The following is a 26,359-nucleotide window of genomic DNA, read 5'->3' on the forward strand; positions in this document are numbered from 1 at the left end:
CTCTTCACCCCCCTTTTCGGGAGCAGGCATGGCAGGCAGTCGAGGGACAGCGTTGGTGACGGGCACGTCCGCGGGAATTGGCGCGGTGTACGCGCGGAGGCTGGCGGCGCTCGGGTATGACCTGGTCCTCGTCGCCCGGCGGGAGGAGCGGCTGAAGGCGCTGGCGGCGGAGCTGACGGCGGCGCATGGCATCCGCGCGGAGGTGCTGCGGGCGGACCTCACGGTGCACGCGGACCTCCAGCGGGTGGCCGGGCGCGCGGCGGGCGAGGACCTCACCCTGGTCATCAACAACGCGGGCGTGGGCGGCTATGGCCCCTTCGCGCAGGTGGAGCCCGCGGCGCTGGAGGGGCTGGCGAACCTGCACATGATGGCGCCGATGCTGGCCACGCGCGCGGCGCTGCCCGGCATGCTGGCGCGGGGCAGGGGCGCCATCATCAACGTCGCCTCCCTGCTCGCCTTCTCCGGCGCGATGCCGCCGGGTCCCCTGCCCCACCGGGCCACCTACGCGGGCGCGAAGGCGTTCCTCGTCCACTTCACCCGCACGCTCGCGGGAGAGCTGCGCGGCACGCCCGTGGTGGCGCAGGTCGTCTGCCCGGGCATGACCTTCACGGAGTTCAACGGCGGCTATCCCGGCACCATGTCGCCGGAGGACGTCGTCACGGCCTCGCTCGTCGCGCTGGAGCGCGGTGAGACGGTCTGCGTCCCGGGGTTGGAGGCCGCGGAGGCCCTCACGGCCCTGGAGAAGGCGGAGGCCGGGCTCTTGCGTGGGGCGACCCACGCCCTGGCCGGGCGGTACCGGACGGCCTGAAACGCATGGGCCGCCCATGCATCGATTTGGGCATTCATCTGCACGGAGGAAGCACTCATGAGCGGAACCTCGACGCGACCCGCGGAGAAGAGCGGCACCTTCAAGCTGGGCGGCGATTTGCCCGTCCACCGGCTGGGCTACGGCGCCATGCAGCTCACGGGCCCTGGCATTTGGGGTCCGCCCAAGGACCGGGCGGAGGCGGTGCGCGTGTTGCGCCGCGCGCTGGAGCTGGGCGTGGACTTCATCGACACGGCGGACTCCTACGGCCCCTACATCAGCGAGGAGATCATCGCGGAGGCCCTGCACCCCCATGCCAAGGGCGTGGTGGTGGCGACGAAGGCGGGCCTGGTGCGCACGGGGCCCAACGAGTGGCATCCGGTGGGCGCGCCGAAGTACCTGCGCCAGGAGCTGGAGATGTCGCTGCGCCGGCTGAAGCTGGAGCGCATCGACCTGTACCAGTTGCACCGCATCGACCCGAAGGTCCCGGTGGAGGAGTCGCTGGGGGAGCTGAAGGCGCTGCAGAAGGAAGGGAAGATCCGCCACATCGGCCTGTCGGAGGTGTCGGTGGAGGAGATTGAGCGGGCGCGCAAGGTGGTGGACGTCGTGTCGGTGCAGAACCGGTACAACCTGACCGACCGCGTGCACGAGAAGGTGCTGGACTACTGCGAGAAGGAGAACCTGGGATTCATCCCGTGGTTCCCGCTGGCGACGGGAGGCTTGGCGAAGCCGGGGAGCACGCTCGACTCCGTGGCGAAGAAGCACGACGCGACGCCCGCGCAGATCGCCCTCTCCTGGCTGCTGGCGCGCTCGCCGGTGATGCTGCCCATCCCGGGCACGTCCTCCGTGAAGCACCTGGAGGAGAACGTCGCGGGCGCGGAGGTGAAGCTCAGCAAGGAAGAGCTGGCCGCCGTGGACGCCCAGGCGTCGGGGCGCTGACGCTTCCGCCCGGCTTCGCTTGAAGCACCCCATCGACCCACAAATGGATGGGGTGCTCGCGGCACCTCAAGCGGGAAGCGTCCGCCGGCCACGAATCTTCGTGAACGCGTGCGAGCTCAGATAGGCGTAGCTCTGGGGTGCGCGCAGCTCCGGGGAGATGTCCCCCAGCGGGAAGGGCTTCGCGAAGACGTGGACCTTCCCCACCTGGATCGCGACGCCGCCCTCGCACCGCGAGAAGTAGCGGTCGTAGTCCTCCTTCAGGATGCCCCCCACCCTCGAGTAGCGGCGCCAGAGCTGTTCGGGAGGGGCCTCGTCGATTCCAGCGATGTCGAAGAAGCCGACGACCTGCTTCACCGGGCTGGAGGAGTAGACGACGACATGTGAGACCTCCCGGCGGAAGGCGCGCTTGCGGAATTCGACGCGCTTGAGCCCTTCCAGGATGGGCGTCGCGTACCGGGGCTGGATGGGCAGCAGGACTACAGACCGAGGCGTTGGCGAAGCCACTCACGACCTCCCTGCTGGACCGTGGTGATGGACTGCGGAGCGCCGTTGAGCACTCCATGACGACAGAGGTCACCGAGAGGGATGGGCTCCTTCAGGATGGCCGCTTGTCGGAAGAGGATGGCGAGCACCTCGCCATTCGAGCACAGCGTCTGCATGTCGCGAAGGGAGAACACCGTGCGTTTTCCCACCGTGGCTGCAATCTCTTCGGCATTCGTGGACACCAGCGTCTGCTCGGCGATGCCCACGACCGTCACGGCCTTCTGGGAGTGGCTCAAGTAGAACAGCAGTGACGCACCGGGCTCTATCTGCCGGATCAACGCCCGGCACAGGTACGCCTTCCGCAGGCCATTTCCAAAAGGATGGAGGCCGGGCTCCAGCGACAACTGCGAGTCCGCGTCCGGGAAGAGCAGGTGATGGAACCTGGGCTCAATGGGGATGATGAAGGACGGCACATCGAACTTCATCGCGGGCGGACCGTGGCGCACGTGAAAGTCGAGCGGTGAAAGCGCTTCAGGCGCATCCCCCGCACGCATTCGTTTCACGAGAATGAGCTCGCCGGACTCCGTACGCCCTTCCACCTGGAAGCCGAAGTCCTCGAACACGGCGATGAGCGCGCCCTGCCGCTCGTAGGCCGTCACATAGACGAAGTCGTGCCCGTTCTTCGAGACGTGCTCGAAGACGCTCTTGAGCAGAAGCTCCCCCAGGCGGCGTCCCTGATGCTCAGGGGCGACCTTGAACGTACAGAGCTTCAGCGTGCGTCCCTTGAGGTCCAGGACGCCCTCTTCATCCTTGATGAGGCACAGCGCGGCCAGCTGACGCCCCTGTCCCCGCACCACCCAGCATCGTCGGTGCTCCATCTGGCATCGGCGCAACCAGCCATCGAACGGTGGGTAGTCCCCTCGGAGGCTGTCGAAGAACGGGTCTTCCGCGTCGACGTCATGCGCGAACGTGAACTCCACCGCGGGCGGAGGCCGGGCGAACCTGGCTCGCAAGCCCTGCACCATGGCGAGGGCTTCGCTGACCGTGACAACGCGCTCCTTCAGTCCGACGCGCTTTGCCTTCCGGTGGATGCGCAGGTCTTCAGTCACCAGGACGCCCACTGCGTTGGACCGAACGGCGGCCAACAGCTGGTGGTCCACCCAATCATTCGAGTGGAGCTCGGGGCGTCCCAGGATCTCGTCCCAGCTTCCGGGGACGGGAGGCGGCGCGGGAAGTGGGAGGTACTTGCCGAGCAGCAGCTCGCGAAGCCGGCGGCGCGCCTCGTCGCGATCCCGCTCGACATCCACCTTGATGGCTGGATGGATGAAGAGTTGATAGCCAGCCTCTTCAATGGCTCTCACCAGCCGGGCCGCGGGCTCCATCATCGCCTCAACCTGTTCAGGCGAGGTGGGCTCCAATGGAATCAAGACATTCGTATCGATCAAGAGCTTCGTGACATCCCCCTCACTGCTGTCATGAGGCGTGAAGCCTACTCACGCGTCTGACACCCGTCACTTCCGCTTCAGGTAGCGCAGGAGGAGTGTCACCAGCTCCTCCTGGAGCAGCCCCTGGGACAGGGACTCGGGGCGCTCCACCACGGCCCGGTGGATGACCGCGTGGGCCACCGTGTCGATGAGCCACAGGGCCAGCTCCGGATCCGGCACGTCCGTCTTGAATTGGCCCAGGGCCTCCAGCATGGGCGCGTCGTCCTTGTCCCACTTCCTGGCCGGACGCGCGGGCATTTCCTCCGTCAGCGCGTGGTGCAGCTTCGGATTCACCGCGTGCGCCGCGAAGCCCATCGCCACCAGCGTCCGGATGAGGTCTTCCAGCGTGGTGAACTTCCGCGTCGCCAGCACCTCCCTCGTGGCGGCGCGCTCCTTCTTCACGTGACGGCGTAACACCTCCGCCATCAGCGCCTCCTTGCCTGGGAAGAACTGGTACAGCGACGCCACATTGACGCCCGCCCGCTCCGCGATGCGGTTCGTCGTCAGCTTCGCGTAGCCGTCGCGCACCAGAATGTCAGCAGTCGCCTGCACCAACGCATCCACTGTCGCGCGTGAGCGCTCCTGCGTGGGCGTCTTCCGAGGGGAAAGCTTCGCGCGAGGCATGCCGGACTCCTGGGACGGGAACGCAAGCTGACAACATAAGCACTCCCTTACATTCTTGTCTCCGTCGCCGCTGGCTCGCGACAGGAGACCTTCCATGTCCCATGACATCCTTCCGGTGCTCGTCATCGGCGCGGGGCCCACGGGCCTGACGCTCGCTTGCGACCTGGCTCGCCGGGGCATTCGCGTGCGTATCGTGGACGCGGCCCCGCGCCCCTTCGCCGGTTCTCGCGGCAAGGGGCTTTCGCCTCGCACGCTGGAGGTGCTGGACGACCTGGGCGTGCTCGATGCCGTGCTGGCCGCCGGTACTCCCTACCCCAGCCTCCGCCTCCACTGGCGGCGCTTCGTCGTGGGTCGGTGGACCATGATGAAACGCCGCACGCCGACGCCGGACGTGCCCCACCCCAATCCCTGGCTCGTGCCCCAGGCCCGCACCGAGGGCATCCTGCGCGATCGGCTGACGTCGCTGGGCGTCACGGTGGAGTTGGGCACCGCGCTCACCGGCTTCACCCAGGACGACACCGGCGTCACCGCCACCCTCACCCGTGACGGCGTGGAGGAGACCGTCCGCGCGCGGTACCTGGTGGGCGCGGACGGCGGACACAGCCGCGTGCGCAAGGACCTGGGCCTGACCTTCCACGGCATCACCCACGAAGAGGAGCGCATGGTCGTGGGCGACGTGAGCGTGGACGGCCTGGACCACACGCACTGGCACATATGGCCCTTCGCGAAGGGCGGCGTGGTGGCGCTGTGCCCGCTTCCCGGCGCGGGCCGCTTCCAGCTCGCCCTCCAGGTGAAGCCCGGTGGCGTCGTGCCGGAGCTCACCGAGGCGGCTCTCCATCAGCGCATCCAGGAGGCCGCTCGCCCGGGCCGAAACTTGCGCCTGCATGACGCGAGCTGGCTGTCCCTGTACCGCCCCAACGTGCGTATGGCGGACCGCTATCGCGTGGGCCGCGTCTTCATCGCGGGCGACGCCGCGCACGTGCACCCGCCCTCCGGCGGCCAGGGGCTCAACACCGGCGTGCAGGACGCCTACAACCTGGGCTGGAAGCTGGGCCACGTGCTCCAGGGCGCGGACCCCGCCCTGCTCGACACCTACGAGGCGGAGCGGTTGCCCGTCGCGGCCCGGGTGCTCGGGCTGTCCTCGAAGCTGTTCGACGGCATGCGGCAGGGGCGCATGAAGGCCCTGAACCGCGGCGAGGAGCTGCTGCAACTGGGCTTGAGCTATCGCGGCGGTCCGCTCGCACCCGAGGCCCCCGGCGACACGGCCCGCGTGCAGGCCGGAGACCGCGCCCCGGATGCCCCCTGCGTGGACGCCCACGGAAAACCTGTCCGGCTGTCGGACAGGTTTCGCGGCCCCCACTGGACGCTGCTCGCCTTTGGGAACGCGCACACGGATGCCGGCGCATGGGCTGGTGATTCCGTGCGCGTCGTCCGCGTCCTCGGGAAGAGCAACGCCCCCGTCCCCGAGTCCCTGAACGACGTGGAGGGCCACGCGCACCGCGCCTACGACGTGGCCCCGGGCAGGGACGCGCTCATCCTGGTGCGCCCGGATGGCTACGTGGGACACGCATCCCGGCCCGGCGACCTCGCGGCGCTGACCGCGTTCCTCACGCCGCTCCTGCCCGCCCACGCGGAGGCCGCGCTGGATGTAACCGCCGTCAACCTTCCTGCGTAGAGGGAGCAACACCCCCGGGCTTCGCATTCAGGCGAGGCCCAAGGAGACTCCCGCCATGTCCATCCGCTCCTTCCGTGTTGGCGCCGCCCGAGCCGCGCTGGGCCTGCTCACCCTGTCCGCCTGCGGCTCCGGCGACGACACCGACCCGTCCTCCCGGCGCTTCCGCGTGCGCATTGAGAACGTGGCGCCCTTCCAGAACCTCAAGTCCGGCCGGTTCGACACGAAGGTGAGCGGCACCTCACCGGGCCCGCTGGCCCCGGGCGACACCTACGAGTTCAGCTTCACCGCGGGCGTCAACCACCGGCTCTCCTTCGCCGCCATGTTCGGGGCATCCAACGACTGGTTCTTCGGCACGGAGCCCCAGGGTATTCCCCTCTACTCCGCCCTCGGGCAGCCGCTGACCGGCGACATCACCTCGCAAATCCTCCTCTGGGACGCGGGCACGGAGGTGAACGAGGAGCCCGGCGTGGGCGCGCACACCGGTCCGAAGCAGGCCACCTCCACGGACGGCCCGGGCATCAACGACTTCAACTCCAGCAACGTGCGGCGCGTGGGCACGCAGCCCGTGCTCAGCAGCGGCCTGCCGTTCAATCTGCCCCCGCTCGCGTCGATGATCCGCGTGCAGTTGGCCCACGAAGCGGCCACGAACCGCTTCACCGTGCGCATCGAGAACGTCTCCGACGACCGCAACACCCTGAGCACCTCCGAGGGCATCAAGCCCGTGCGCATCTCCCCGGGAGTCTGGGTGGTGTCCGCGGGCAATGAGCCCCTCTTCACGGAAGGCCAGCCGGACCGGGGCCAGGGACTGGAGACGCTCGCGGAGGGCGGCGACGCCACCGCGCTGGACACCTGGCTCAAGCCGCTGAACGGCGTGGCCACGCCCCTGTCACCGGGCGTCTTCGCCGTGCACACCGCCGCCTCGCCGCTGTTCACCGAAGGCGCGCAGGACCGGGGCCAGGGACTGGAGGCGCTCGCGGAAACGGGGGATGCCTCGCGGCTGGCCAACGCCCTTACGTCGACGCCGCCCGCGGGCGTGAGCAAATCAGGCACCTTCAACACGCCCGTGGACGCGTCCGCGCCCGGTCCCCTCCTGCCGGGCCGTGCCTATGAATTCACCGTCAACGCCAGCCCCGGCGACCGGCTGTCCTTCGCGACCATGTTCGGCCAGTCCAACGACTGGTTCTTCGGCCCCGACGAGCAGGGCATCGCGCTCTTCGACAAGGCCAATGCCCCCGTGACGGGCGACATCACGTCCAGGGTGTACCTGTGGGACGCGGGCACGGAGCTGGACGAGGAGCCCGCCGTGGGCCCGCACCAGGGCGCGCCCGAGTGGACCGTGGACACCGACCAGACCGTGCGCCGGGTGCCCCCATCGCGCTACGGCACGCCGCTGACCCAGCACCTGCGCGTCACCCTCACGGCGGAGTAGTCCCGCGCCGCGCGTCCCACGGGGGCGTCAGACGGCCTCGCGCTCCAGGGTGTCCTCGTCGTCGGAGGCGTCCACCGCGGGGCCGTCCTGGAAGGCGCTGGGCAGCAGGCTGAAGGGCAGCACCTTCGCCAGCGCCGCCAGCAGCAGGATGCCGCCCGGCGCGGCGAAGATGGCCAGCGCGGGGATGGCCTTCGCCACGTCGATGAGCTGCGCGCGCATGCGCTGGCGCTCGTCGGCGGTGAGCTTCTGGCGCCGCGCCGCCTTGGTGAGCAGCACCGCCAGGTCGCCCGTCTCGCGCGCCTCCTGCATGAGCCGGTGGAAGTTCTTCTCCAGCGTCTCCTGCATGCCGCCCATGAGCTCCTCGCCCATGGCGCCCGCCGCGTCCGACACGGTGAAGACATCCACCAGCGAGCGGTGCCGCGCGTAGAACTCCGCCATCTCCAATTCCAGACGGCGCAGCTCCGCGTGGGGCACGTGCAGCGCGCCCGCCAGCGTGTCGATGAAGGCCCGCTCCCGCCGCGTCCGCCGGCCGTCCACCAGCGCCGCCAGCAGCGCCTGCTCCAGCAGCAGGTGGCGCATGTCCACGCTGCGCACGCGGCGCACCACGTCCCGCACGTCGCGCTTGCGCTCGAAGGACTGGCGCACCGCGGCCTTCACCTCGCCCTCCAGCGCGTGCGGCAGCTTCAGCCCCTCCACCTGCCGGAGGATGGCGCGGCGCGCGGGCGCGCTGGGTTCTCGGTCCACGCACGCGAGCGCCGTGAGCACGTCCACGAGCAGCGCCTTCTGCCGCGCCGCGAAGTCCCGCCGCCGCTCGGCCGTCGCGCGAGACAGCCGCCCGCTCGAGAACAAATCAATGGCCTGCCGGCAGAACAGCTGCGCGTCCGCGTACTGCGCGCCGTTGTGCAGCACCAGCCCGTACACCGGATCCCCGGCCAGCGACGGAGCCCGCTTGTCGAGCGCATCCTCCACCCGGCCCACCATCCGCCGGGGCACCGGCAGCCCCGCCTGAAGCCGCGCGTCCAGCGCCATGGCCAGGTCCAGCTCGCCCGCCAGCACCGCGAAGAGCACCAGCAACTGCTCCACCCGGGGGCCCTCCGGCGCGTCCATCACCCGCGCCAGGTCCAGCGCCATGCGCGCCAGCGTGCGCACCACGGCATGGAACAGCTCGTCCTCCACCGCGCGAGCGGGCACGTCGAAGGGCTCACCGCCGTCCACTGGCGACGGCAGCGGCACGGGCGTGCCGTAGACGAGCCCGGACGCGCGCAGCGTGCGGCGCAAGAAGGCGCGGCCCCGGGCCCGGCCGGAGGAGGCGGCGTCCGGAAGCGGAGGGGCAGGGACGGGCGAAGGGGAGCGCGCATGCGCGGCGACCACGTCCGTCAGGAGCGCGGCCAGCCAGGTCCCCCTTCCAAAAACCAGCACCGACACCGGTACACCCCTCGAAAGCGCGCGGCCGGAGCTTCCCCCTCGGGCGCGCTGAGGCGGGGAATAACCCAGCCGCCTCCGGGATGCCACTCGACCCCGGGCGCACGCAGGCGTCCGGCAACGGATGCTGATGCCTGGTGGAAAAAACAGAGCGCCCGTCCACCCAGGGCGGACGGGCGCTCGAAGTGAACCCGGAAGGCCTACAGCGCGGTGGCCTTGCCCGGCTCCAGGGTGAGCACCTTGGTGGAGGCCCGGGTCTTCTTCAGCTCGGTGGTGAGCGCGTCCGGGGTGCCGGCCAGGGCGGGGAAGGTGCCGTAGTGCATGGGCACCACGGTCTTCACCTTCAGCAGCTTCGCGGCGACGGCGGCCTGCGCGGGGTCCATGGTGAAGTGGCCGCCAATGGGGAGCAGGGCCACGGTGGGCTTGAACTGCTCCGTGATGAGGGCCATGGACTGGAAGGCCCCGGTGTCACCCGCGTGGTACAGCGTGGGGCCGTTGGCGATTTCGATGACGAAGCCCAGGGGCGCGCCCGCGTACTGCGACGCGGCCTTCGGGTCCGCCTGGTAGCTGCTGGAGTGGACCGCCTCCACCAGGTGGATGGTGGCGTCCTTCACGGTGAACGTCCCGCCCGCGTTGGCGCCCACGGCCTGCGCCTCCGGCAGCCCCAGGAGGTTCACCAACTCGAAGGAGCCGTACACCTTGGCGCTCGTCTTCTGGGCCAGGGCCTTCGTCTCACCCACATGGTCGAAGTGGCCGTGGGACACGAGGATGGCGTCCACCGCCTCCGGCCAGGTGGCGCCCTGCGGCGCCTTGGGGTTGGTGAACCACGGGTCGATGGCGATGGTCGCGCCGCCCGGCGTCTTCAGCACGAAGGCGGCGTGGCCCCACCACGTCACCTCCGTCTTGCCCGCCGTGGCCGCCGCCTTGCCCGCCGCGGCCTTGACCTGCGCCTTGGCGTCGGCCTTGGGCGCCGCCGGGGTCGTCGGCGTGCCCTGCGCGAAGGCCGCGCCCGCGACGCCCAGCACCGCGCTCACCACCACTGCCTTCAGCTTGTTGCCCATCGTTGTCCGCTCCAGGAGGAAGGAAAGAGACGACATGTCGCCGTGCCGCCCGGGGGCGCCGCACGGCCGGGGCGCGACATACCACCCCGCCAGGGAGGCGGAAGGGGGCTGGCGCGTCCGGTTGCCTTGGGAAGGACACATGCCTTCATCCACCCACGGCGGGGGATTGTGGCCCCGGGGAGGATGCAGCGCGCTACGCTCGACGGCCGCGTGGACCATCGATTCCAAGTCAGCCTCCGTGGGGTCATCGACCTCCTGTCCCACCACCTGTACAGCTCGCCCGGGGTCTACGTGCGGGAGCTGCTCCAGAACGCCACGGACGCCATCCGCGCCCGCCAGCAACTGGAGCCCCAGGTCACCGGCGCCGTGGGGCTGGAGCTGCGGGAGAAGCAGGACGGCGGGCCGCCCACCCTGCTCTTCATGGATGAAGGCGTGGGGCTGACGGAGGAGGAGATCCACCGCTTCCTGGCCACCATCGGAGAGTCCTCTAAGCGCGAGCAGCTGGAGGCCCGCCGCAACGACTTCATCGGACAGTTCGGCATCGGCCTGCTGTCGTGCTTCATGGTGTGCGACGAGCTGCTGGTGGTGACGCGCTCGGCGAAGGGGGACGGGCGGACGCTGGAGTGGCGGGGCCGGCACGACGGCACGTACGACGTGCGCGTCTCCGAGCACCCGCTGGACGCCCCCGGCACGCACGTCTACCTGGTGGCCCGCCCGGACATGGTGGAGTGGTTCACGCCGGAGCGGGTGCGCCAGCTGGCGAAGCACTACGGAGGCCTCTTGCCCTTCCCCGTGCGGCTCACGGTGGATGGACGGACAGAGACGCTCAACCCGGACGGGCCGCCCTGGCGCCGCGTCTACGAGACGCCGGGAGACCGGCGGCAGGCGCTGCTCGCGTACGGGCGAGAGGTGTTCGGCACGGACTTCCTGGATGTGATTCCGCTGCGCTCGGAGGCGGGGGACGTGGACGGCGTGGCGTATGTGTTGCCGGCGTCGCCGCACTTCAACGCGAAGCAGAAGCACCGCGTGTACCTGAAGCAGATGCTGCTGTCGGAGAGCGCGGAGAACCTGCTGCCGGAGTGGGCGTTCTTCGTGAAGTGCGTGGTGAACGCGAACGGCCTGCGCCCCACCGCGAGCCGCGAGTCCTTCTACGAGGACACGGTGCTGGCGAAGGCGCGCGAGGCCCTGGGGCAATCCCTGCGCAAGTACCTGATGGACCTGGCGAACGACGACCCCCGGGCGTTGCAGCGGTTGATTGCGTTGCACGGGCTGTCGGTGAAGGGATTGGCGCTGGATGACGACGACTTCTACCGGCTCGTCATCCACTGGCTGCCTTTTGAAACATCGCTCGGGGTGATGACGCTGGCGGACTACCGGCGGTCCTGGCCGGTGGTGCGCTACACGCCGACGTTGGACGGGTTCCGGCAGGTGGCGCGGGTGGCGGCGGCGCAGGGGCTGTGCGTCTTGAACGCGGCGTACACGCACGACACGGCGCTCTTGGAGAAGCTGCCGCACGTGGTGCCGGAGGCGCAGGTGGCGCCGTTCTCGTCCGCGGACCTGCCGCAGAGCTTCGAGGAGCTGACGCTGGACGAACGCGAGGCCGTCTACCCGCTGCTGCGCCTGGCCGAGCGGGTGCTGGCGCCGTTCCGCTGCGGCGTGGAGGTGAAGAAGTTCTTCCCGGCGGAGGTGCCCACGCTCTACAGCTCGGACGCGGAAGGCGCGTTCAAGCGGGACGCGGAGCGGGCGCGGGAGGAGTCGGATGATTTGTACGCGGGCGTGCTGGACGGGGTGATGGCGGGCACGGGCGGACAGGACCGCGCGCTGCTCTGCCTCAACCTGCACAACCCCGTGGTGCGCCGGCTGGCGGCGGTGGAGGGGCGGGAGTTGCTGAAGCTGTCGGTGGAGATGCTCTACGTGCAGGCATTGCTGCTGGGTCAGCACCCGCTCAACGCGCAGGAGATGGCGCTCTTGAACCACGGACTGCTGGGGCTCATCTCGGCGCGGCTGGATGACAGTGGCGGCGGCGGAGGTGGGTCGTCGGGCCCGGGCTCGCGGGGGATGCACTGATGGCGGACTGGCGCCAGCAGGTGGAGGCCCTGCGAGGGCAGGCGGAGGAGCTGCCGGAAGGCGACGCGAAGGTGCGCGCGCTGGAGGAGGCGGTGCGGCTGACGGACGCGCACGGCGACGTGCCGCTGGGGTACGAGCTGCGGGACGCGCTCATCGACGCGGCGACATTCGGGGGCCATCCGGACAAGGCGCTGGTGGCGTTCGCGTGGTGCCGGGGGCAGCAGAAGAAGGACCCGCAGCGGTTCGACCCGGAGGACATGCTCTGGAAGCAGAAGTGGGTGGTGGGCCGGCTGGACGAGTTCCCGCACATCAGCCGCAAGCAGATTTCAGACGCGCTGGATGACGTGGACCAGAGCTTCGCGAAGCTGGACGCGGGCAAGCGGGCGGCGCTGAAGCTGCGCTACCAGATGGCGCGCGACATGGGCGACACGGAGGACGCGGAGCGCCTGTGGGAGGCGTGGCTCGTCGCGCCCAGGGACCACCTGACGGACTGCCGCGTCTGCGAATTGGACGACGAGCTGGACCACCACGTGGACAAGGGCGAGTGGGAGCAGGCCATCCAGAAGGCGAAGCCCATCCTGGATGGAAGGCAGTCCTGCGCGGAGATTCCACACCTGACGTTGGGCACGCTGCTGTATCCGTTCTTCAAGCTGGAGCGGATGAAGGAAGCGCGGGACTGCCATGTGCGCGGCTACGCGATGGTGGCGAAGAACCGCGAGTTCCTCGCCACGGTGGGAGAGCACCTGGAGTTCCTGGCGCTGACCGGCAACCTGTCGCGAGGGCTCACGCTGCTGGAGAAACACCTGGGCTGGGCGCTGGAGCACTCCAGCTACCGGGACCGGTTCAGCTTCTACACGGCGGCGTCATTCCTGGTGGGCCAGGTGGTGGCGGACGGCCGCGACGAAGTGAGCCTGCGCCTGCCGCGAGCGTTCCCGCTGCACGCGGTGGACGGGGGCTACGGGACGCGAGCCCTGAAGGATTGGCTGGAGTCGCAGGCGCGCGATATCGCGGCACGATTCGACGCGCGGAACGGGACGAAGCGGTTCACGGGATTGCTGGCGCGCAATGAAGTGCTGGCGAAGGAAGCGCGGCTGTTCCCGCTGGATTGAGCAGTTCAGTACCCGGTGATTGGAAATCCGAGGGCCTTGAGGGCCTTGAAGTAAGGCATGGAGCGCATCTCAGGGCATTTGAGGACTGCGTCCTGAAACTCTCCTGGCGGCACGTACCCGTGCGCGTCGATGTAGTGGACGATCATCGTCGGAGCGATGAAGACCTTCGTCTCTCCGGGGATAAAGACGTTCGCTGTGCCGGCGGCGCCCCCCGCACCAAAATAAGACGTGCCCGCGATCCGTCCCCCGAACTGGCAAAGCGAGCACACGTGGATGCCTGCGGACACCACCGGAGGCTGCCAGGGCTTCCCACACAGGCGGAGCAGCGCCTCGAAGAACTTCTCGTCCACGGTGCCCTGGGGATATGCGTGTCCCCTTTCGAGCCAGCCCACCGCGAGCGACGACTGCTCCCACTCGCGCAAATAGCCGCAGGGGGTCAGGTCTTGAAAGTGGGCCATGTGCGTCAGCGCTTCAACTTCGAGAACGGGTTGTTGAACGGCTCCGGCTTCTTCTGCGGCGGAGCCTGCGTCGCGGGCTTCTGCGCGGGCCGCTGCTGCTGTGCCGGTGCGCTCGCGGGCTTCGACTGCGCCGGCCTCCCGGACGGCTGCGCCGCCCCACCCTCCAGCACCGCACGCACCGACAACGCCAGACGCTTGCGCGCCAGGTCCACGGTCAAGACCTTCACCGTCAGCCGGTCGCCCACCTTGGCCACCTCCGATGGGTCCTTGATGAAGCGCGCCGCAAGCTGCGACACGTGCACCAGGCCGTCCTGATGCACGCCCACGTCCACGAACGCTCCAAACGCCGTCACGTTCGTCACCACGCCCTGCAACACCATCCCCTCCTTCACGTCCTCCAGCGTGCGCAGGTCGTCCCGCGTCGCGTGCGCCGTGAAGTCTCCTCGCGGGTCCCGGCTCGGCTTCTCCAGCTCCGCCAGGATGTCCTTGAGCGTCAGCTCTCCCAGCTCCGGCCCCAGGTAGCGCTTCGCTTCAATCTGTCGCACCAGCGCCGCGTTCCCCACCAGCGACGCCACGTCCACGCCCAGGTCCTTCGCCATCCGCTCCACGACCGTGTAGCGCTCCGGGTGCACCGCGCTTGAATCCAGCGGCTCCGGCCCGCGCACCCGCAGGAAGCCCGCCGCCTGCTCGAACGTCTTCGGCCCCAGGCCGCTCACCTTGAGCAGCTCCCGCCGCGTCGTGAAGCGCCCCTTCGCCGCCCGGTGCGCCACCAGCTTCTTCGCCAGCGACGGCCCCACACCCGACACGTGCTCCAACAGCTGCGGTGACGCCGTGTTCACGTCCACGCCCACCGCGTTCACGCACGAGTCCACCACCTCACCCAGCTTCTTCTTCAAGAGCCCCTGGTCCACGTCGTGCTGGTACTGCCCCACCCCGATGCTCTTCGGGTCGATCTTCACCAGCTCCGCCAGCGGATCCTGCAAGCGCCGCCCAATCGACACCGCCCCGCGCAGCGACACGTCCAGCTCCGGGAACTCCTCTCGCGCCACCTCCGACGCGGAGTAGATGGATGCGCCCTGCTCGCTCACCGACACCACCGGGACCTGCACGCCCATCGCCTTCAGCGTGTCCCGCGTGAAGACCTCCGCCTCGCGGCTGCCCGTGCCGTTGCCCACGGCGATGAGCTCCGGCTTGTGCTTGCGCACCACCGCCTCCAGCAGCTTCGCCGCGCGCGCCCGCTCGTCCGCGCTCCGCTCCGAATAGAGCGTCGTCGTCTCCGCCACCGTCCCCGTCGCGTCCAGCATCACCAGCTTGATGCCCGTGCGCAGCCCCGGGTCCAACGCCAGCACCGCCCGAGCCCCGGCCGGCGCCGCCAGCAGCAGATGCCGCAGGTTCTCCCCGAACACCCCGATGGCGCCCTTGTCCGCGCGCTCCTTCAGCTCCGCGCGCAGCTCCGACTCCAGCGACGGCCCCATCAGCCGGTCCCAGCCGTCCTCCACCGCCGCGCGCAGCTCGCCCGCGAACAGCGACTGCGGCCGCGTCACCACGCGCGCGCTGAAGAGCCCCTTCACCTCGTCGTCCGGCAGGCCCAGCTTCACCTTCAGCACGCCCTCCTCCTCCCCGCGCAACAGCGCCAGCACGCGGTGGGACGGGGCCTGGGACAGCGGCTCCTCGTGGCCGTAGTAGTTCTCGAACTTGGTCGTCTCGCCCTTCTTCGCGGGCACCACGTCCGAGCGCAGCGTGCCCCGCCGCGTGCAGAGGTCGCGGGCCTCGCGGCGCAGCTTCGCGTCCTCCGCCACCCGCTCCGCGCAGATGTCCCGCGCGCCCGCCAGCGCCTGCGCCACGTCCGCCACGCCCTTGTCCGCGTTCACGTAGGGCTTCACGCGCGCGTCCAGGTTCTCCCCGCGCTGGCCCTCCTGCTTCCACACCAGGTCCGCCAGCGGCTCCAGCCCCTTCTCCCGGGCGATGGCCGCGCGCGTGCGGCGCTTGGGCTTGTAGGGCAGGTACAGGTCCTCCAGCTCCGCGCGCGTGCGCGCCGCCTGGAGCGCCTTCTTCAGCTCCGGCGTCAGCTTCCCCTGCTCCTCGATGCCGCGCAGGATGGTGTCGCGCCGCCCGTCCAGCTCCGCGCGCTCCGTGGCCTTGTCCAGGATGGACTGGATTTGGACTTCATCCAGCCCCCCCGTGGCCTCCTTGCGGTAGCGCGCGATGAAGGGGACCGTGCCTCCCTCTTCGTGCAGTGCGAGGGTCCGGTCCACCTGCTCCGGCTTGATGCCCAGCTCCTGGGCCAACGCGGCGGCATAGACGTGCATGGCGCCCGTCTATACCCCGGTCCGCCCGCGCCTCCCAGAGACGCGCCGCTCGCCTACTGCCGCACCAGACGGATGACGTCCAACGCCACGTTGTAGCCCGTGCTCGCCGCGTTCTTGCCCACCGTCGTGAACGTGAACGCCTGAGGCTCCAGGTCCGTGAACGTCACCGTCCCCAGCTCCACCTCCACATACTGCGTGGTGGCGGAGTACTCGTCCCGCGTCCCGCCCACCGCCACCCCGTTCACGTCCAGCCGGTACTGCCCCCGCCCGTTGTTGCGCTTGGTGCGCACCCGCACCGCGAACGTGCCCACCGTGCGCGGATACAGCGTGTACGTCACCTTCGCGCCCACGGCGCTCGTGTTGTGGTAGCGCACCCCGCCCAGCTCCGGCCCGGCCTCCACGCCGGTGGACGACGGGTCCGGGGTGCTCGTCGGCTTCAGGTTCTCCGCCTGGTACACCAGCACCCGCGCGTCGTGCTCCACCGCGCGCCCCAGCCGCCTCTGCACCTGGTCCACGTAGAGCGACTGCGGCACCAGCTCGTTCCCGGACTGCGCCACCTCCACCAGGTCCGCGGGGGCCGTCTTCGTCGTCACCACCGCGTTCACCTCCGTCGCGCTGCCGCGCATCCCAATCACATACCCCTGCCCGTACTGCTGCGAGCGCACCACGCTGTTCCCACCGTACGGAGGCGGCTTCGCCCCGTTGGTGTTCCAGAACACGCTCTCCGTCGTGGTGACGCCGTGGCTCGTGGTGCCGTAGGGCGAGCGGTCCGCCGCCTCGAAGCGCTCCAGGTACAGCGTGGTGTTGTCCACCAGGTTCGCCGCGCTCAGGTGCATGTGGAAGTCAGACACCTTCTCGCCATTGGACACGCGGTTGTTGAACAGCACGTTGCCGGTGGTGTGCATGGAGCGGAAGTCGAAGTTGTGCCGCCCGCCGTACGCCACGCTGTCCTTCACCAGGCTGTCGCTGCCCCGGATGGAATACAGGTAGCCGTTTCCGCCACCGCCCTTGTACTGGGGCTTGTCGACTTCACACCCCTCCACCGTGACGTTGCGCGCGTAGTTCAGGTCGATGCCATTGGACGTCACGTGCACGTCCTGCGTGTTGGACGGCGGCCGGTAGGAACTGACGCCGCGCACCCACCCGTCCACCACGTGGTTCATCAGGAGCGCCGTGGACTCGTGCACCTGGTACGCGCCCGTGCCCGGCACCGAGTAGTCCTCCTCGGCCAGGCCCGGCGTGGGGTTCTCCCGCATGCCGATGGCCAGGTGCTCCACGCCCACCTCCGACAGGTGCGCGGGCACGCGGTACACCCGCGCGTTGTCGCGCATCAGCAGCCCCTGGCGCAGCGGGATGTCCAGCGTCAGCATCCGCGTGGCCGCGTCCACCGCCACCACCTGCCGGTAGAAGGACGGGCCGGGCAGCGACGTCCACTCCGTGCCCATGTTCAGCTCCGCGCTGCGCGTCGCCGTCAGGTCCGCCCGCACCACCACCCACGTGCCCACGGTGTAGCCGGACACGCTCGCCACCTGGATGCGCGTGGCCTGGTTGGGCGCGTCCTGCGTCAGCGCCACCGACGCCGTCGAAGCCGACGTCCAGGACACCGTCGTGTCGCGCGGGCTCACCTGAACCACGCGCTTGCTGCGCATGTCCGTGGCGGAGTTGTAGAGGAACGTGGACGTCGCGCCCTGCCCGCGCAGCACCACGTTGCTGTACCGGATGAGCAGCGCGTACGGCTTCCCCGCGGGCGGTGCCACCCGGTACGTGCCCCGGGGCAGGTACACCACCCCGCCCCCCGCCACCGCCCCCGCGTCATCGAGCGCCTGCTGCAACACCGCCGTCACGTCCGACGCCCCCGTGTTGTCCGCGAAGTACGGCGCCTGCGTCACGTCCAGCACCCGGTCCGTGCGCACTGGCGGCTCCGCCTGCCGCATCCGGTAGCCCGCGTAGGAGAAGTCATGCAGGAACCGCGACGCGTTGCCCGGCTGCGAGTACCCCGGCGTCCACGTCTCCGGGTACAGCACGCTCCGCCACGGCGCCGCCTCCGCCGCTCCCACGGCCATCATCAGCCCTGCGCCCAGCACTCCCTGCCATCCCTTGCGCGCGCCCACGGTGTGCTCCTTCCCGGTGTCCCAGACTCCCTAATGGGAGCCCTGTCCAAGAAAAACAGCACAAACCTGTAAAATCTCAAAATCCCCCAGCCACGAAAAAGGGCCGCGCGGGGAGCACCCCCACGCGGCCCTTCCTCTTCACCTCATGACCGTCCAGCTCAGGCCGGCTGGATGTCGCTGTTCTTCACGCGGAAGGTCTTCGAGGTGAACTTCGCCTCCAGCTCGCTGTCCGCGCGCTTGGAGTAGTCCTTGGCCACCTCCGCGGCGGGGATGAGGTGGAAGGTGGCGAGCGTCTCATCCGCCTTCACCTCCACCATCACGAAGCCGTGCGAGTCCGCGTCCGCGAAGCGCAGGCCCGGGTTGGACGCCTGGAGCGTCTTCTCCATCTCCACGACGGCGTGCTGGTACACCGGCGCGCCCGCGGCGTAGCCCGCGCCAATCAGCGCCAGGCTGGCCAGGCTCTTGATGGAGCCGGAGGTGATGCCCGGCGCCGTCAGCACGGGCACGCCCTCCTCCACCGACGCGAACGACGCGTGGATGTCCCCGGAGATGAACAGCGTGTTCGTCACGCCCGCGGCCTTCAGCGTGTTGAGCATCACCTTCTTCTTCGTGGGGAAGCCGTCCCACTGGTCCACGCTGAAGTAGAAGCGCTGGCGCAGCGTCGGGTCGCTGATGTCCGCCTGCTGCCGGAAGTCCCAGATGAGCGCCGACAGCGACGTGGAGCTCACCACCATCTTCCACGTGTTCGTCGCCGTGGTGAGGGTCTGGTTGAACCACGCCTCCTGGTCCGGGCCGAACACGTCCTCGCTCTTGCCCTTGGACAGCTGGAACTTCACCGCCGCGAACAGGTCGAACGTGTCCTTCACCACCACGTAGCGCGAGCCCTGGATGTTGAAGAGCGCCGCCTTGCCCATGTGCGCGTATGCCAGGCCCCGGGGCTTGCCCGCGGGGGCAATCACCAGCGCCTTGTTCACCGCCGCCAGCACCTGGTTCACGTAGTAGAGCGCCACGGGCCCGGCCACCCACTTCGCGGCCTTCTGCGCGGCCTCCTCGTCCGTCAGGCCCGCGGCCTTCGCCTGGCTCAGGTACACGCCCTGGAGCACCTGCTTGTGGTTCGCGTACGCCGCGTCGTCGATGTTCACGTACGCGAACGTGTCCGTCTGGAACGTGGCCTTCACCGCGTCCGGCTGGCCCTGGAGCGCCGCGCCCAGGAGCGTCTCGTCCAGCACCACGCCGCCCGGATACGCGTCCTCCGGGATGAGGTGGTCCGGACGGTAGCTGCGGTAGTCCGTCACCAGCAGCTTCAGGTGCTTGCCGTACTCGAAGTCGCGGTAGATGCGCGAGTTCGGGAAGCGCGGCTCACTGCCCACGTCGATGGCGCCCTCGGGCGACTGCGCCGTGTCCAGCGGGATGTACTCCAGGAAGGCCTGCTCCGCGTTGAGCTTGCGGTCCAGCTGCGTCTCGTCCCGCTTGCCGTCCTCGTACGTGGCCACGTCCTGCCAGCAGTCGTCGGAGAACTCGTGGTCGTCCCAGACGATGATGAACGGGTAGCGCTCGTGCACCGCCTGCAACTGCTTGTCCGTGCGGGTCGTCTTGTAGAGGTCGCGGTAGTTGGACAGCGAGTTCGCCGCCAGGTACGCGGTGAGGCCCGCGCCCTGCGGCAGCGCCTCGTCCGGCGCGCTGAAGCGAATGGCCCGGCCGCCGTCGCCGGACTGGAAGGACGTGTCGCCCGTCGTCTCGTAGACGTAGTCGCCCAGGAACACGATGAAGTCCAGGTCCGCGTCCAGTTGCAACAGCCGCTGCCAGGCGTTGTAGTAGCGGCCAATGAAGTCCTGGCAGCTGGCGAAGACGAACTTCACCGGCACGTCATCCCCCGCCGCGGGCGCGGTGCGCGTGCGGCCGGTGCGCGTGGTGTGCTTCTGGCCGTCCTTCTCGTAGGAGAAGCGGTAGTAGTACGTCGTGCGCGCGGACAGCCCGGTGACCTTCACCTTCACCGCGTGGTCATGCGCCGCCAGCGCGGACAGGTCCTTCTTGTCCAGCACCAGCGTCTTGAAGTCCTCCGTCGGGGAGACCTCCAGGCGCAGCGGCAGGTCCGACCCGGCGCGGTCCTTGTCCTCCACGCGCACCCACAACACCACGCTGTCCGGACGCGGATCCCCCGACGCCAGCGACTGCGGGAAGTAGGGCGAGCCATCCGACGCGTCCGTCGACTCGTCGTCGGAGCATCCAAAGGTCGTCGTCGCCGCGACAGCAACCACGGCTTGCAGGAACGTGCGGCGTTTGAAGGGGTTGAACAAGGCGATGGACTCCAGCGGGGAGCAGGGGTGAAGGGGCTCCCAGGTCGCGAAGTCTAGAGGCGCTCCTCCCTCCACACGAAACATCCCGGCGACAGGCCGGTGATGACGGTGCGCGTCACGCGCCCAATCCCTCTCACGGTGAAGAAAAAGGGGCCGGCCCCATCGCTGGAGACCGGCCCCTTCTCTCTGCTTCACCCGCCGCGCCGCTCCCCCCGGAGGTGCGCGGCGGGCCCTTCCACGAAATGCCCGGAGGGCTACTTCACGGCCTTCACGCGCGGGCGCTTCTCGCCTTCCGCCGGCTCGCTTGCTTCCGCCGCGGGGGCCGCCGCACCGGCCGTCTTGCCAATGCCGTACTTCTCCAGCACCAGGCTCTCGACCTCCTTGTAGGTCTCCGGGTGCTCGCGCAGGTACTCCTTCGCGTTCTCCCGGCCCTGGCCGATGCGCTCTCCCTTGAAGGAGAACCAGCTGCCGCTCTTCTCGATGATGTTCTCGTTGGAGGCCAGGTCGATGAGGTCGCCCTCCTTCGAGATGCCCGCGCCGTACATGATGTCGAATTCGACTTCCTTGAACGGCGGCGCCACCTTGTTCTTCACGACCTTCACGCGGGTGCGGCTGCCCACCACGTTCTCGCCGTTCTTGATGGCGCCCACGCGGCGGATGTCCATGCGCTGCGACGCGTAGAACTTCAGCGCGTTGCCGCCCGTCGTCGTCTCAGGGTTGCCGAACATCACGCCAATCTTCATGCGGATCTGGTTGATGAAGATGACGCACGTCTGGCTCTTGGAGATGGTGCCCGTGAGCTTGCGCAGCGCCTGGCTCATGAGGCGGGCCTGCACGCCCATGTGCGCGTCGCCCATCTCGCCTTCCAGTTCCGCCTTCGGCACGAGCGCGGCCACCGAGTCCACCACCAGCACGTCGATGGCGCCGGAGCGCACGAGCATCTCCGCGATTTCCAGGCCCTGCTCACCGGTGTCCGGCTGGGACAGGAGCAGGTCGTCGGTGCGCACGCCCAGCTTGCGCGCGTAGCCCACGTCCATGGCGTGCTCCGCGTCGATGTAGCCGCACACGCCGCCCTTCTTCTGCGCCTCCGCGACGATGTGGAGACACAGCGTCGTCTTGCCGGAGGACTCCGGCCCGAAGATTTCGATAATGCGCCCGCGCGGCACGCCGCCCACGCCCAGGGCGATGTCGAGCGAAGTGGACCCCGTCGAAATGGCCTGGACGTCCTTCATCATGGGCTCGTCGTTGCCGAGCCGCATGATGGACCCCTTGCCGAACTGACGCTCCACCGCCGCCAGCGCCAGCTCGATCGCCTTTTCCTTCTCCTGATTCACGGCCATTTCTCGTCGCTCCTTGGAAGAGTGGACCACCCCGGTCCACCTGAACGCGCTTTTAGTACGCGATGGGTAGACCCTAGTCCACCCCTCTGACATCCGTTTCGGGTCCTGGCGGTCAGCTCTTGCGCAGGGCAGCCAGGAAGGCGGCCACCAGCCCGCCCAATCCGGCCGCCCAACCCGCCGGAACCTCTGGCACCAGCACCATCCCCAACCCGACCCCGGACACCACCGTCAGCAGCGCCAGGGCTCCGCGATACAGGGGAGAGCCCACGGAGGCAACCGTCAGCACGGTCAGGGACAGCAGGGTCAGGAGCCCCTGCAGGATGAGCAGCCCGCCAGGCACGACGACGCCTGTGAGTCCCAGCACCACCTGCAACGCCAGCGCCCCCAGCCCCACCGCCAGGGCCGGGAAGGGGCCTCCCCGGGGGGGCGTCAGCCGCGTGCCCGGGGCGGGGGCGTGGGTGAGGTGCTCCAGGTCCTCCGGGCGCACCTCCAGCGCGTAGGGGAAGCCCAGGGACAGCAGGGACTCCACCGCCGTGGCCCGACAGGAGCGCCCGTCCGAGTCCACCAGCCCGTCCAGGTTCCCCCCCTCCAGCAGCCGCTGGAAGGCGTCCGCCTCCGCCCGGCCTCCGCCCTGCGCCGCCATCTCCTCCAGGAGCTGGTTGAGGTTCCAGGCCAAGCGCTTCTGTTCGTCGCCCTGGGCGCGCCGGGCCTGCTGCGCCAGCAGGTACATGGGCAGCGGCGAGTCCGTGGGAGGGGTGGGCGTGCCGCCCTGCGCCAGGGGCTCCGACGCAGGCTCCCAGGCCGCCAGGTCCGACGGGGGCTCCGCCTCTCCTCCCGGGTGGGGGGCCGGTGTGCGCGAACGTGGGCGGAAAGCATCGGACACGGTGGCGAAACTGTAACCGGGGCGCCCCGTGGGGTTCAAAGTGGGGGTGGCCCGCAACTTCCAGCGGGCAACGGGGTTTGGGGCCTCACGGATGGATTGGGACCCGGACACGCAGGCGATGCTGAAGGTGGCGGCGGGCGACAAGCAGGCCTTCGCCTGGCTCTTCGACCGGCACCACGCGAGCGTGGCGCGCTTCGCGTTCCGCTTCGTGGGGGACGCGGCGCGGGCGGAGGAGCTCACGCAGGACATCTTCGTGAAGCTCTACCGCCACGCGCGCTCCTACAAGCCCACGGCGAAGTTCAAGACGTTCCTCTTCCGGGTGGCGACGAACCATTGCCTCAACGAGATGCGGCGCGGCGAGTACCGCGTGGCGCGCCTCACGGCGGAGGCCCCGGCGGAGGAAGACGTGGGGGCGATGCGGATGCCAGGGCCCGACGGAGACAGGCCCGACCAGGCGTTGAGCGGCCGCGAACTGGAAGCGGCGGTGGGCCTGGCCTTGAAGGATTTGAGCGACCGCGAACGGGCCGCGTTCACCATGTGCCGCTTCGAGGGCATGGCGTACCGGGACATCGCCGAGGCGCTGGAGGCGAGCGAGGCCGCCGTGAAGAGCCTCATCCACCGGGCCACCCTGGCGGTGGCGCGCAGGATTGAAGCGTTGCAGGCGGGCACCGTGCCCGCGAGGAGTCGGGCATGAGCTGTTCCTACGAAGAAGACCTGACGGCCTGGGTGGACGGGGAGTTGCCGCCCCCGCACCGCGCGCGCATGGAGGCCCACCTGGGCACCTGCGTGGAGTGCCAGGCGACGGAAAGGCTCCTGCGCCTCACGGTGGCGCGGATGGCGGAGCTGCCCGCCTTCACGCCCTCCCCATCCGCCCGGCGCGAGCTGCTGGCCCGGGTGGACGCGCTGCCGCCCACCTGGCGCGAGCGGTTCGCGCACCTCTTGAGGCCCGGCGTGCTCGTGCCCTCCGCGGGCGTGGCCGCCGCGGTGGCGCTGACGCTGCTCGTGGCCGGGCGCACGCGCGTGGAGGCGCCCGCGCTGGAGGAGTGGGACCCGGGCGCGCTGGAGGTGGCGGCGAACCTGGAGCTGGTCGAGGACTACGAAGTGCTGGGGCTGGACAGCTCCGAAGACCTGGAGGTCGTCGAGAACCTCCACGAACTGGGGGTGCCGTGATGCTGGGAAGGATGACCGCCGGCGTGCTGGCGGTGGCGCTGCTCTTCGGCATGCCCGCCCGCGCCGCCAACGCCCCCGCGCCCACCGCCGCGGAGCGCTTCGAGAAGCTTTCGCCGGAGCAGAAGGAGGCCCTGCGCGCGAAGCTGCGCGAGTTCAAGGCCCTGTCCCCGGACGAGCAGGCCCGCGTGCGCGCGAACCTCCAGCGCTGGCGGCAGCTGCCCCCGGAGGAGCGCGACCGGCTGAAGACCAACCTGCGCGACTTCCAGAAGCTGTCGCCCCAGGAGCGGCAGGCGGTGCGTGAGCAGGTGCGCGAGCTGCGCGGCCTCACCCCGGAGCGCCGCGCGGAGCTGCGGGGCCGGATGCGCGCCTATCTCAAGGAACACCCGGAGCGCCGCGAGCAGATGCTGGAGAACATGCGCCGCTGGCGGCGGATGTCCCAGGAGCAGCGACAGGAGGCACGCGAGCGGCTGCGCGAAAGGCGGCGCGACAAGTGAGGCCCGCGCCCTGTTGGCTGCTGCTGTTCGCGCTCGCGGCGGGCGTGCCCGCGTCCGCCCAGCAATCCCCGCCCGACGAGGCTTCCCCGCCCGCGAAGGCCGTGCACCCGGAGGCCCCGCCCCCGCCCGCCGAGCCCCGCCGCCCCCAGCCCCCGCTCACCGACGAGGATCGCGAGGTGGTGGAGAACCTGGAGCTGCTGGAGTCGCTGGACGCCGCCGCGGACCTGGAGGTGCTCCTGGAGCTGGCGGACGAGCAGTAGCGGAAACGAAGAAGCCCGGGCCCCCTGGTGAAGGGAGTCCGGGCTCTTTCGCGTTCAGGCGTGGAAGCCGTGAAGCGCTACTCGACGGTCACGCTCTTGGCCAGGTTGCGCGGCTGGTCCACGTCGTTCCCGCGCATCTCCGCCACGTGGTACGCGAGCAGTTGGAGCGGGATGGTGGCCACCACCGGCGCGAGCAGCGCGCAGGCGGCGGGGATGCGGATGACGTGGTCGGCCAGGGTGTCCGCCTGGTTGTCGTCCTCGTCGAGGATGGCGATGACCTTGCCGCCGCGCGCGCGGACCTCCTCGATGTTGCCGATGATCTTCTCGTAGGCGATGTGCGGCTGCTTCGGCGCGATGACCACGACGGGCATCTTCTCGTCGATGAGCGCGATGGGGCCGTGCTTCATCTCACCGCCCGCGTAGCCCTCCGCGTGGATGTAGGAGATCTCCTTCAGCTTGAGCGCGCCCTCCAGCGCCACCGGGTGCATGGGGCCGCGGCCGAGGAAGAGGAAGTCCTGCGCGTTCATGAACTCGCGCGCCACGCGCTTCACCTGCGGCTCGCACTTGAGGACCTCTTCAATCATCTTCGGCACCTGGGTCAGGTGCGTCAGGTGCTCCTGCGCGCCCTCCACGGACAGCGTGCCGCGCATGCGGCCCAGCTTCACCGCCAGCAGGTACAGCGTCACGAGCTGCGTGGTGAACGCCTTGGTGGACGCGACGCCAATCTCAGGGCCCGCGTTGGTGAGGACGTGCAGGTTCGCCTCGCGCGTCATCGCGCTGCCGATGACGTTGCAGATGGCCATGGTGTGCGCGCCCAGCCGCTTGGCCTCCTTGAAGGCCGCGAGCGTGTCCGCCGTCTCGCCGGACTGGCTGATGGCGATGACCAGGTGGCTCTTCTCCACGATGGGGTCGCGGTAGCGGAACTCGCTGGCGAGCTCCACCTCCACCGGCAGCCGCGCCAGGGATTCAATCATGTGCTTGCCGGCCACGCCCGAGTGCCAGGACGTGCCGCAGGCCAGGATGGTGACCTTGGTGAAGGTCTGGACCTGCTCCTGCGTGAGGTTCCAGGTCTCGAAGTGGACGTCGCCTTCGGTGAGGAGCATCCGGCCGCGCAGCGTGTCCGCGATGGCGCGGGGCTGCTCGTGGATCTCCTTGTGCATGAAGTGCTTGTAGCCGCCCTTCTCCGCCATCATCGGCGTCCAGTCGATGCGGCGCGTGGGGCGGTTCACCAGCTTGCCCTCGCGGTTGAAGATATCGACCTTCGCCGCGGTGACGACCGCCAGGTCGCCCTCCTCCATGTAGACGAAGTCACGCGTGTGCTCGAGCAGCGCGGGCACATCGCTGGCGATGAAGTTCTGGCCCTGGCCCAGGCCCAGCACCATGGGCGACGCGTCCTTCGTGCACACGATGCGGCCCGGGTCGTTGGAGCACACCACCACCAGGCCGTAGGTGCCCTTCACCTGCTTGATGGCCGCGCGCACCGCGTCCGGCAGGTCCACGCCGCGCTCCACCTCCGCGGAGATGAGGTGCGCGAAGACTTCAGAGTCCGTCTCCGAGGAGAAGACGTGGCCGCGCGCGCGCAGCTCCGCCTTGAGCGCCAGGTGGTTCTCGATGATGCCGTTGTGCACCACCGCGACGTTCTTGTACGTGTGCGGGTGGGCGTTCTCGTCGGAGGGACGGCCGTGCGTGGCCCAGCGCGTGTGGCCGATGCCCGTGGTGCCCCTGGGCAGGTCCTGCACCACGCGGTTCTCCAGGTTGCGCAGCTTGCCCGTCGCGCGCACCACGTTGAGCTGGTTGCCGCCGACCACCGCGACGCCCGCGGAGTCGTAGCCCCGGTACTCGAGCTTCTTCAGGCCCGACACCAGGATGGGAGCAGATTCCTTGTCACCGACGTAGCCAACAATCCCGCACATGTTCTTCCCTGCCTCTTTCTCGTCCC

The 26,359-nt window shown here is 69.6% G+C and carries 22 protein-coding genes; 10 read left to right on the top strand and 12 right to left on the bottom strand.

From position 1 onward, the window contains the following. Positions 1-28 precede the first annotated feature (28 nt). Both JYJ93_RS36290 and JYJ93_RS36295 read left to right on the top strand, forming a co-directional pair. Positions 29-808 (top strand): SDR family NAD(P)-dependent oxidoreductase, encoded by a 780-nt coding sequence (locus tag JYJ93_RS36290; RefSeq protein ID WP_206799188.1) that lies wholly within the window; start codon positions 29-31, stop codon positions 806-808. 57 nt (positions 809-865) lie between these two features. Next, positions 866-1,744: an aldo/keto reductase gene (locus JYJ93_RS36295; protein WP_206799189.1), complete on the top strand. Its 879-nt coding sequence runs from the start codon at positions 866-868 to the stop codon at positions 1,742-1,744. A gap of 66 nt (positions 1,745-1,810) precedes the next feature. Here the strand turns inward: JYJ93_RS36295 and JYJ93_RS36300 are convergent, their stop codons facing one another. From JYJ93_RS36300 to JYJ93_RS36310, 3 genes are all read right to left on the bottom strand, one after another. Further along, entirely contained in the window at positions 1,811-2,248 is a 438-nt protein-coding gene (locus JYJ93_RS36300) for a hypothetical protein (protein ID WP_206799190.1), read from the bottom strand. After that, positions 2,221-3,612: a GNAT family N-acetyltransferase gene (locus JYJ93_RS36305; protein ID WP_206799191.1), complete on the bottom strand. Its 1,392-nt coding sequence runs from the start codon at positions 3,610-3,612 to the stop codon at positions 2,221-2,223. Before JYJ93_RS36305 ends, JYJ93_RS36300 begins: the two co-directional genes overlap by 28 nt. Positions 3,613-3,738: 126 nt before the next feature. After that, positions 3,739-4,335: a TetR/AcrR family transcriptional regulator gene (locus JYJ93_RS36310; protein WP_206799192.1), complete on the bottom strand. Its 597-nt coding sequence runs from the start codon at positions 4,333-4,335 to the stop codon at positions 3,739-3,741. A gap of 94 nt (positions 4,336-4,429) precedes the next feature. Between JYJ93_RS36310 and JYJ93_RS36315 the strand changes: the two genes are divergently transcribed. After that, positions 4,430-6,010, top strand: coding sequence for an FAD-dependent oxidoreductase (locus tag JYJ93_RS36315; protein ID WP_206799193.1), 1,581 nt, complete (start codon positions 4,430-4,432; stop codon positions 6,008-6,010). Positions 6,011-6,065: 55 nt separating this feature from the next. Further along, the gene (locus JYJ93_RS36320) at positions 6,066-7,439 is read left to right on the top strand and encodes a spondin domain-containing protein (RefSeq protein WP_206799194.1); all 1,374 of its coding nucleotides are present in this window, start codon (positions 6,066-6,068) and stop codon (positions 7,437-7,439) included. A 27-nt stretch (positions 7,440-7,466) separates the two neighbouring features. Here the strand turns inward: JYJ93_RS36320 and JYJ93_RS36325 are convergent, their stop codons facing one another. Next, positions 7,467-8,864, bottom strand: a complete 1,398-nt coding sequence (locus JYJ93_RS36325; protein WP_269012999.1) for a TerB family tellurite resistance protein — start codon at positions 8,862-8,864, stop codon at positions 7,467-7,469. Positions 8,865-9,061: 197 nt separating this feature from the next. Continuing rightward, the gene (locus JYJ93_RS36330; RefSeq protein ID WP_206800630.1) at positions 9,062-9,922 is read right to left on the bottom strand and encodes a metal-dependent hydrolase; all 861 of its coding nucleotides are present in this window, start codon (positions 9,920-9,922) and stop codon (positions 9,062-9,064) included. Positions 9,923-10,132: 210 nt separating this feature from the next. Between JYJ93_RS36330 and JYJ93_RS36335 the strand changes: the two genes are divergently transcribed. Further along, entirely contained in the window at positions 10,133-11,989 is a 1,857-nt protein-coding gene (locus JYJ93_RS36335; protein ID WP_206799195.1) for an HSP90 family protein, read from the top strand. Continuing rightward, positions 11,986-13,098, top strand: coding sequence for a hypothetical protein (locus tag JYJ93_RS36340; protein ID WP_206800632.1), 1,113 nt, complete (start codon positions 11,986-11,988; stop codon positions 13,096-13,098). Before JYJ93_RS36335 ends, JYJ93_RS36340 begins: the two co-directional genes overlap by 4 nt. Positions 13,099-13,103: 5 nt before the next feature. Here the strand turns inward: JYJ93_RS36340 and JYJ93_RS36345 are convergent, their stop codons facing one another. From JYJ93_RS36345 to JYJ93_RS36370, 6 genes are all read right to left on the bottom strand, one after another. Beyond that, positions 13,104-13,556, bottom strand: a complete 453-nt coding sequence (locus tag JYJ93_RS36345) for a hypothetical protein (protein WP_206799197.1) — start codon at positions 13,554-13,556, stop codon at positions 13,104-13,106. 5 nt (positions 13,557-13,561) lie between these two features. After that, entirely contained in the window at positions 13,562-15,865 is a 2,304-nt protein-coding gene (locus JYJ93_RS36350) for a Tex family protein (RefSeq protein ID WP_206799199.1), read from the bottom strand. 53 nt (positions 15,866-15,918) lie between these two features. Next, positions 15,919-17,976, bottom strand: a complete 2,058-nt coding sequence (locus tag JYJ93_RS36355) for a right-handed parallel beta-helix repeat-containing protein (RefSeq protein WP_206799200.1) — start codon at positions 17,974-17,976, stop codon at positions 15,919-15,921. Between the two features lie 158 nt (positions 17,977-18,134). Further along, entirely contained in the window at positions 18,135-20,357 is a 2,223-nt protein-coding gene (locus JYJ93_RS36360) for an alkaline phosphatase D family protein (RefSeq protein WP_206799201.1), read from the bottom strand. A gap of 170 nt (positions 20,358-20,527) precedes the next feature. Next, positions 20,528-21,613 carry a recombinase RecA gene (recA, locus tag JYJ93_RS36365; RefSeq protein ID WP_206799202.1) on the bottom strand — a complete coding sequence of 362 codons (1,086 nt, stop codon included), beginning with the start codon at positions 21,611-21,613 and terminating at the stop codon, positions 20,528-20,530. A gap of 112 nt (positions 21,614-21,725) precedes the next feature. Then, positions 21,726-22,496 carry a hypothetical protein gene (locus tag JYJ93_RS36370; protein ID WP_206799203.1) on the bottom strand — a complete coding sequence of 257 codons (771 nt, stop codon included), beginning with the start codon at positions 22,494-22,496 and terminating at the stop codon, positions 21,726-21,728. A 91-nt stretch (positions 22,497-22,587) separates the two neighbouring features. Between JYJ93_RS36370 and JYJ93_RS36375 the strand changes: the two genes are divergently transcribed. Genes JYJ93_RS36375 through JYJ93_RS36390 form a run of 4 tightly spaced genes read left to right on the top strand, consistent with a single transcriptional unit; the run spans position 22,588 to position 24,420 of the window. Then, the gene (locus tag JYJ93_RS36375) at positions 22,588-23,190 is read left to right on the top strand and encodes a sigma-70 family RNA polymerase sigma factor (protein ID WP_120576842.1); all 603 of its coding nucleotides are present in this window, start codon (positions 22,588-22,590) and stop codon (positions 23,188-23,190) included. Further along, a complete protein-coding gene (locus JYJ93_RS36380) occupies positions 23,187-23,666 on the top strand; it encodes a zf-HC2 domain-containing protein (protein ID WP_206799204.1) in 480 nt (159 codons plus the stop codon). The genes JYJ93_RS36375 and JYJ93_RS36380 overlap by 4 nt, the downstream gene beginning before the upstream one ends. Further along, a complete protein-coding gene (locus tag JYJ93_RS36385; protein WP_206799205.1) occupies positions 23,666-24,160 on the top strand; it encodes a DUF3106 domain-containing protein in 495 nt (164 codons plus the stop codon). The genes JYJ93_RS36380 and JYJ93_RS36385 overlap by 1 nt, the downstream gene beginning before the upstream one ends. Continuing rightward, the gene (locus JYJ93_RS36390) at positions 24,157-24,420 is read left to right on the top strand and encodes a hypothetical protein (protein WP_269012998.1); all 264 of its coding nucleotides are present in this window, start codon (positions 24,157-24,159) and stop codon (positions 24,418-24,420) included. Before JYJ93_RS36385 ends, JYJ93_RS36390 begins: the two co-directional genes overlap by 4 nt. 77 nt (positions 24,421-24,497) lie before the next feature. Here the strand turns inward: JYJ93_RS36390 and glmS are convergent, their stop codons facing one another. Beyond that, on the bottom strand, positions 24,498-26,333 hold the full coding sequence (gene glmS, locus JYJ93_RS36395; RefSeq protein WP_206799206.1) for a glutamine--fructose-6-phosphate transaminase (isomerizing): 1,836 nt from the start codon (positions 26,331-26,333) through the stop codon (positions 24,498-24,500). Positions 26,334-26,359: the final 26 nt, after the last annotated feature.

The sequence above is a fragment of the Corallococcus sp. NCSPR001 genome (assembly GCF_017309135.1).
Taxonomy (GTDB): Bacteria; Myxococcota; Myxococcia; order Myxococcales; family Myxococcaceae; genus Corallococcus.

Excerpts from the sequence above, each read along its gene's own strand:
- JYJ93_RS36310 (WP_206799192.1), bottom strand. The coding sequence starts at position 4,335 with ATGCCTCGCGCGAAGCTTTCCCCTCGGAAGACGCCCACGCAGGAGCGC.
- JYJ93_RS36290 (WP_206799188.1), top strand. The coding sequence starts at position 29 with ATGGCAGGCAGTCGAGGGACAGCGTTGGTGACGGGCACGTCCGCGGGA.
- JYJ93_RS36360 (WP_206799201.1), bottom strand. The coding sequence starts at position 20,357 with ATGTTTCGTGTGGAGGGAGGAGCGCCTCTAGACTTCGCGACCTGGGAG.
- glmS (WP_206799206.1), bottom strand. The coding sequence starts at position 26,333 with ATGTGCGGGATTGTTGGCTACGTCGGTGACAAGGAATCTGCTCCCATC.
- JYJ93_RS36345 (WP_206799197.1), bottom strand. The coding sequence starts at position 13,556 with ATGGCCCACTTTCAAGACCTGACCCCCTGCGGCTATTTGCGCGAGTGG.
- JYJ93_RS36380 (WP_206799204.1), top strand. The coding sequence starts at position 23,187 with ATGAGCTGTTCCTACGAAGAAGACCTGACGGCCTGGGTGGACGGGGAG.
- JYJ93_RS36305 (WP_206799191.1), bottom strand. The coding sequence starts at position 3,612 with ATGATGGAGCCCGCGGCCCGGCTGGTGAGAGCCATTGAAGAGGCTGGC.
- JYJ93_RS36375 (WP_120576842.1), top strand. The coding sequence starts at position 22,588 with ATGGATTGGGACCCGGACACGCAGGCGATGCTGAAGGTGGCGGCGGGC.
- JYJ93_RS36295 (WP_206799189.1), top strand. The coding sequence starts at position 866 with ATGAGCGGAACCTCGACGCGACCCGCGGAGAAGAGCGGCACCTTCAAG.
- JYJ93_RS36350 (WP_206799199.1), bottom strand. The coding sequence starts at position 15,865 with ATGCACGTCTATGCCGCCGCGTTGGCCCAGGAGCTGGGCATCAAGCCG.
- JYJ93_RS36385 (WP_206799205.1), top strand. The coding sequence starts at position 23,666 with ATGCTGGGAAGGATGACCGCCGGCGTGCTGGCGGTGGCGCTGCTCTTC.
- JYJ93_RS36315 (WP_206799193.1), top strand. The coding sequence starts at position 4,430 with ATGTCCCATGACATCCTTCCGGTGCTCGTCATCGGCGCGGGGCCCACG.
- JYJ93_RS36320 (WP_206799194.1), top strand. The coding sequence starts at position 6,066 with ATGTCCATCCGCTCCTTCCGTGTTGGCGCCGCCCGAGCCGCGCTGGGC.
- JYJ93_RS36330 (WP_206800630.1), bottom strand. The coding sequence starts at position 9,922 with ATGGGCAACAAGCTGAAGGCAGTGGTGGTGAGCGCGGTGCTGGGCGTC.
- recA (WP_206799202.1), bottom strand. The coding sequence starts at position 21,613 with ATGGCCGTGAATCAGGAGAAGGAAAAGGCGATCGAGCTGGCGCTGGCG.